The sequence below is a fragment of the Nevskia soli genome, assembly GCF_903970205.1.
Lineage (GTDB): Bacteria > Acidobacteriota > Terriglobia > Bryobacterales > Bryobacteraceae > Bog-113.
On sequence record NZ_CAJCHS010000129.1, the window covers coordinates 1 to 6,096 of the forward strand.

A 6,096-nucleotide genomic window follows, 5' to 3' on the forward strand; every position below is an offset into this window, starting at 1 on the left:
CGGGAGAGCCTCGATGCGGATGCGCCGGCCGGCGGCTTCCACGCAGTCCAACGTGCTCTCAACTCCCAGCAGCCTCCGCAGCGAACGCCGGAAATGTTGTAAGTAGGAGTGCGTGTGAAATGCAACCAGGTCCGCGCCTAACAGGCCGCGCAATAGCATCTCTCCGCGCGGCAACACCGCGAAGATATCGGAAGAAGGAAACGGAATGTGCAGAAAGAATCCAATAGCCGCGTCGGGGAGACGCCTTCGCAGCATGCGCGGCAGCAGCATCAGATGGTAGTCATGTACCCAGATCCGATCGCCTTCCCGGTACTGTTCCACAATTGCGTCACAGAACCGCTCGTTGCCGTCGTGATAACTGCTCCAGTTCTCCGGGACGAACTTCGCGCGCGAGATGAAACTGTGGAACAACGGCCAGACTGCCTGGTTGGCGTAGCCCTCATAAAAGCGCAGTCCGTGCTCGGGCGCGAGCCGCACCGGGATGGCACGCTGCTCTTCACGCAGCTTACTTAGTATGTCGTCGGGTACTTGCTCCCGCGCGCCGCTCCAACCAATCCAGGCGCCGCCGGTGCGCTTCAGGATCGGATCCATCGCGGTCGCGAGTCCGCCCGCGCTGCGGCTCGTGATCCACTCGCCGCCGGCGTGCGATAACGAGACGGGTAAACGATTGGATATTACGAGGAGTCTTTTGAAGTCGGCCACTTGGTTAAGTCTCGCGCAACCCGTGGACCCTCGTCACCGTTCGCACTACGCCGCCCCAAATGATGAAAGCACTTACCTGGCATGGGCGCATGCTGCGACACATCGAATCCCAACGCGGAGATCGCTAAGAAGGCGATGGGGCACTCGCCTGCCGGACTCTTCGGTTACTCGCACGTGCTCGGCGGGTTTGCCGGCGGACAGGCGCAATACCTTCGTGTTCCATTTGCCGATGTCGGACCTATCAAGATCCCCGACGGACTAAGCGATGAACAAGTCTTATTCCCTTCCGATATCGTCCCGACCGGCTATATGGCGGCCGAGAATGCCGAAATCGAGAAAGGCGATACGGTCGCGGTTTGGGGCTGCGGGCCAGTCGGTCAGTTTGCGATTGGTAGCGCGTGGATGTTCGGCGCCGTACGCGTGATTGCGATCGACGGCGTCCCCGACCGGCCAAACCCATGTCCAGCGCTATCTGGAACCGCTGCTGAACAAGATCCCTGCCGGCGAGATCGATCCTTCGTTTTTGATTACTCACCGCGTCAAGTTAGATGACGCGCCGGCTATGTAGAAGACGTCCCGCGACAAGGAAGACGGCTGCATCAAGGTCGTTTTAAAGCCGCAGATGAATTAGCCCGCGGAGGCGCCGCTTGCAGCCGCGGGTTGCGCTGTTGCCACCGCGTAGATCGCAGCCACAAGATCATCGTCAACAATCCCGGTCACGGACAGTCCCTGGTCCTGTTGAAAGTCGTTGACCGCCGCCGTTGTCCGGGACCCCATCAACCCGTCCACTCCGCCTGGATGATAGCCGGCGAACGTGAGATAAAGTTGGGCGGCGCGCACATCAAGGTCAGGCAGCGCTCCCACGCTATACTTCCCGTACTCACCACGAAGCTTGCTGTCGTATGAGTTTTTCGCATAGCTAGGCCCGTTGTACTTAGAGGCGAACGACGTCCAGTCATGCACCTGTAAATAGTTATCGAGCTTGTTGTGGAGAATGAACTGGCAGACCGTCGCGAGTTGTGCATCTTCGGAATCGACCATCGCCGCCACCATATCGTCCACGGACCCGAACCCGCTCGACGCGTAGTTCTCGCCCATCACCTGCCCGAGCCCCCACGAGGTGCTCTTCAAGGCGCTTTCGCGGTCCAGCGCGACGGCGCGGGCGAGCCGGTCATACTGCGGCGCTCCGCTCGGCCCGTACCCGCCGGGCGTCGGGTCGCTGATATCGCCGTCGTCGTACTGGCCGCCGGTCAGTCGTGAAAAGATATGACGCTCGTAAAGGATCTGAGGACGGCGATCGGGCAGCATCCCGCAGCCGGACGTCTCGACCGCAACCAAGGCCCATATCTCCGGAGCTTTGACGCCGAGGCTCTGCGCCGCGGCCGCCAGCCCCGCGCTGCTCAAGGCCTGCGATTTTCCTACGTATTCCATTGGAACCCTCCTTTAAAGGGGTTGTCGAAATAATACAGCTTCCGGAAAACGATATCCAGCATCATTAAACATCGAACCCGCTACTTAATCGCGGAAGCGGTTCCGCGAGCAACTGAAAAGCGGCCGAATTTTTTTCTGCGTGACCGAACCCAAAGCTATGAATTTTCGATTACAATCAACCCTGAGCCCCGTTGCTCGCCTTACAATGGGCAAAAAGATAGCGCGCCTTTTAACGGCTGCCTGAATCTCTCGCTTCAGGATCTTTATCGACTTCGGGGATCACAACATGACAATCATCGGGCGCCGCTGCGCGCTTTGTTTACTGGTTATAGCTGTGTGGTTTATGGGAGCGCCTGCGTGGGCGCAGTCAACTTTAGGGGCAATTACGGGCACGGTGAAAGATCCGAGCGGCGCGGTGCTGCCGGATGTGACCGTGCGCGCCCGCAACGTGGCGACGAACCTTGAAGCCCCCGCGTTAACCGATTCCCATGGCTCCTACTCCGTATCGAACATCCCGGGCGGCACTTACTCGATTGAGTTTGCCAAGACCGGATTCGAGAAGGAGAGACACGATCAGATCCTGGTGGAAGCGAATCGCACCACTACGGTCGATACCACCATGCAAATCGGCGCCGTGACCAACACGGTCGAGGTGAGCGGCACGCCGCTGATGAATCAGGTGGACACCACAACCGGATATATCGTAGATGCGCTCACCATTCAGCAGACACCGCTCGGGACGGGAAGCTTTACCCAGTTAGCGATCTTGAGCCCCGGCGTTCACGCCGACTTTCTCGGCGGCGCGGGCAGTAACTCGGGACTGGGCAACCAGGCGATCTTTGCGAACGGCCAGCGCGATACCAGCAACAGCTTCTCGCTGAACGGCGTTAGTACGGATAACTTGTTCAACGGCAATTCCACCAGTCAGGTCGGCGAGAACCGGTTCGTCCTCAACACCGGCGAGAACTTCGGCGCCGGCGGTCAGATCCAGACCAGCACCTCGGTCTACGGCGCCATCGGGCAGGCGCTCCCCACTCCCCCAACCGAGGCGATCCAGGAAATCAGCGTCAACTCCGCCATGTATGACGCCTCTCAGGGTGCGCACAGCGGCGCGCATATCGGAGTGATCACGAAGTCCGGAACCAATGCGTTTCATGGCCAGGTCTACGAGAAGTTTCAGAACAGCGACATGAATGCCGCTCCCTTCTTCTATAACGCTTCTCCGGCATTGACCACTAAGGATCCTTACGAAAATCGTAACCAGTTCGGCGCCACTCTGGGCGGCCCGATCGTCAAGAACAAGCTCTTCTTCTTTCTTTCCTATCAGGGCATCCGGGTCGCCGACGCTACCGATGCGACGAAGGATGTGACGGTTCCGCTGGGGCTCACCAATGATAGAAGCACCCAGGGAATCATCAACGCGATACAGAGCAGCTTCGGTACGACGATCGCGGCCAGCCAGATTAGCCCGGTAAGTATGGCGATTTTGAATGCCAAGCTGCCCAACGGCCAGTACATCGTTCCGAGCGCGCAGATCACCAACGCCGCGCAAGCGACCGATCTGGGTTATGACGCCGTGGTTCAGGGCCCGAATGCTCAGTCGAACGTGGATCAAGGTATCGCCTCGGTAGACTATAACGCGAGCGACAAAGATCGTTTGACCGTCAAGTATTTCATTCAGGACGATCCCACGACGAACCCGTTTGGGGCGGTCGGTAGCTTACTTGGGTTTTCGCAGCAGCTAGCCGCGGGCAGTCAGGTCGGTTCCGTGGAGAACAACGTGGTCCTTTCGCCGACTTTGACCTGGCAGCAGCGCGCAGGATTCACTCGCCTTCGCGCGTTCGCCCAAACCGGTCAGGTAATCTCGCCGGCGGATATCGGAACGAGTTTGCTCGGCTCCACAACTTTCCCGCAAATCGACATTTCAACTGCTGACCCGACGATTTATGAGGGGCTCGAGTTTGGTCCCAGCACCAGCTTCGGAAACGCCGGAATGTACCAGAACCAATGGGAGTACGGCACCACGTTGAACTGGGTCAAGGGCAAGCATACACTCGCGTTCGGGGCGCTCTGGGATCATACGCAGCTCAACATCATCAATGACAACACCAATACCGACACGCTGAATTTCAAGACTTTCACCAGTTTTGTCGAAGGCGCTGTTCGCACCGGCGAGGCATTCGACGGTTCGGCCAACCGCTACTACCGGTCGGATACGATCGGCGCTTTTGTTAACGATAACTACAAGGTCCTAAGTAACCTTACGGTAACGCTCGGGCTTCGTTGGGATTACCTTGGCCCGCTCTCCGAGAAGTACGGCCGGCTTACCGGCTTTAACCCCAGCCTCTACTCCTACGATGCCGCCACCGATACGATTACGGGTTCGGGTCTGGAAGTTGCCGGTAACAACCCGACATTCGGTACTCCCGGCGCGAGTGACTCGCTGATGAAGAATAATCAGTGGGGATTCGCTCCCCGCATCGGGATCGCTTATTCCCCGACTCATAAGATCACGGTCCGGACCGGCTTCGGCATCTACTATGACCGCGGAGAGTTCTTTAGCGAGCTCTCTCCGAGCGCCGGCGGCGGATTCAACGGGCCGTTCGGCGTCACGTTGGCGCCCCCGTTTGTTAGTCCGATCTCCGCTCCCAAGGGCGCCAACATCTCCGAGCCGTTTGGCTCCACGGCGCCTGCCCCGCCGCCGGTTACGCAAGCGGCATTTCTCGCATTGCTTCCGAACCTGGCGCAAACCACCAACAGTACCTACCCGGCCGGGAACCTTTTCGGCCCCTTCCTCTACGGCGGCTACGACATCTATAACAAGCTTCCTTACTCGGAAAACTGGACGTTCGATATCCAATACCAGGCTTCCAACAGCTGGTTGTTCACCGTGGGTTATGTCGGGAATCATGGCGTTCATCAAGTCCTGCCGATTCCGTTCAACCAGCCCCAGATCGCTACGCCGCAGAACCCGGTGAATGGTCAGATCTACTCCTACGGCCTGAATGAAACGGCTCTGGAGCCGGTTTCCACGAATGAGTATGCGGGTAATGCACCGATCCGCGTCCCTTATATCGGATACGACATGAACTCCGTTCTTTATGAGGCCGAGGGGAACTCGAACTACAACGCGCTCCAGTTACAAGCGCGCAAGCGCCTCTCGTTCGGTCTACAGTTCACGGCTTCGTATACCTGGTCGCACGCCCTCGATGAGCAGAGCGGCCTCGGTCTGTTCTTTACCGGTAATAATCCACTCTATCCCGGCAGCAATTACGGTACCGCGGACTTCGACCAGACGCACGTTTTCCTGGTCAATTACAGTTACACCATCCCGAGTTTTACGACTAATAAGTTAGCGGGCGCTTTCATCAATGGTTGGACACTGGGCGGGCAGACGGTCGCGCAAAGCGGTCAGCCCTATAGCGTTTACGACTTCTCCGGATCGGTAGCCAGTCTCTACTTCGGAACCGACGACGAGATCGGCAACCCGATTGTGCCTCTCAAATCGGGCACGACCTCGAAACAAGCGCAGCTGCAGGGCACAACCGGCGTCAACGCAGGCTTGCCGGTCCTTAACTCGAGCGCCTTTGCTCCGCAGTTCCTCGCGCCCGGGCAGGACGGAGTGCCTCCTTGTGACAACATGGGACCGGGCGGGACGCAGGAATGCGACACTTACGAATCGCTCTATGGAAACTCCGGGCGCAACCAATTCCGCGGACCTTTCCAGGTGCGTTGGGATATGAGTCTGCAGAAGGAGTTTCATCTGATGGAGCGCGCCCGCCTGCGCTTCGAGGCGGATGCGTTTAACATCTTCAATCAGCCGGATTTCGACACGCCAAACAACAACGTTCAGTTCTTCCCCGGGTACTCGCCGCCGCCGCAGTATCCGCCGGCCGGCAGCCTCGGCATCATCCAGCACACCATCGGAAGCTCGCGATTCCTGCAACTGGCCTTACACCTGAC

3 protein-coding genes and 1 pseudogene are annotated in these 6,096 nt (G+C 58.5%); 2 read left to right on the forward strand and 2 right to left on the reverse strand.

Going from position 1 to position 6,096, the window contains the following annotated elements:
• Positions 1–702 (reverse strand): trehalose-6-phosphate synthase (locus tag H1Y01_RS05745; RefSeq protein ID WP_180539385.1); only part of this gene is annotated, 702 nt, incomplete at its 3' end.
• Between the two features lie 78 nt (positions 703–780).
• Here H1Y01_RS05745 and H1Y01_RS05750 point away from each other — a divergent pair.
• Positions 781–1,270 (forward strand): annotated as a pseudogene (locus H1Y01_RS05750) (hypothetical protein); the annotation flags it as partial.
• Positions 1,271–1,329: 59 nt separating this feature from the next.
• On the opposite strand, the gene H1Y01_RS05755 reads toward H1Y01_RS05750, so the two are convergent.
• Positions 1,330–2,133, reverse strand: coding sequence for an N-acetylmuramidase domain-containing protein (locus H1Y01_RS05755; RefSeq protein ID WP_180539387.1), 804 nt, complete (start codon positions 2,131–2,133; stop codon positions 1,330–1,332).
• A gap of 286 nt (positions 2,134–2,419) precedes the next feature.
• Between H1Y01_RS05755 and H1Y01_RS05760 the strand changes: the two genes are divergently transcribed.
• Positions 2,420–6,096 (forward strand): carboxypeptidase regulatory-like domain-containing protein (locus H1Y01_RS05760; RefSeq protein ID WP_180539389.1); only part of this gene is annotated, 3,677 nt, incomplete at its 3' end.

Bases quoted from the DNA above. Each gene is read 5' to 3' on its own strand.
- H1Y01_RS05755 (WP_180539387.1), bottom strand. From the start codon at position 2,133: ATGGAATACGTAGGAAAATCGCAGGCCTTGAGCAGCGCGGGGCTGGCG.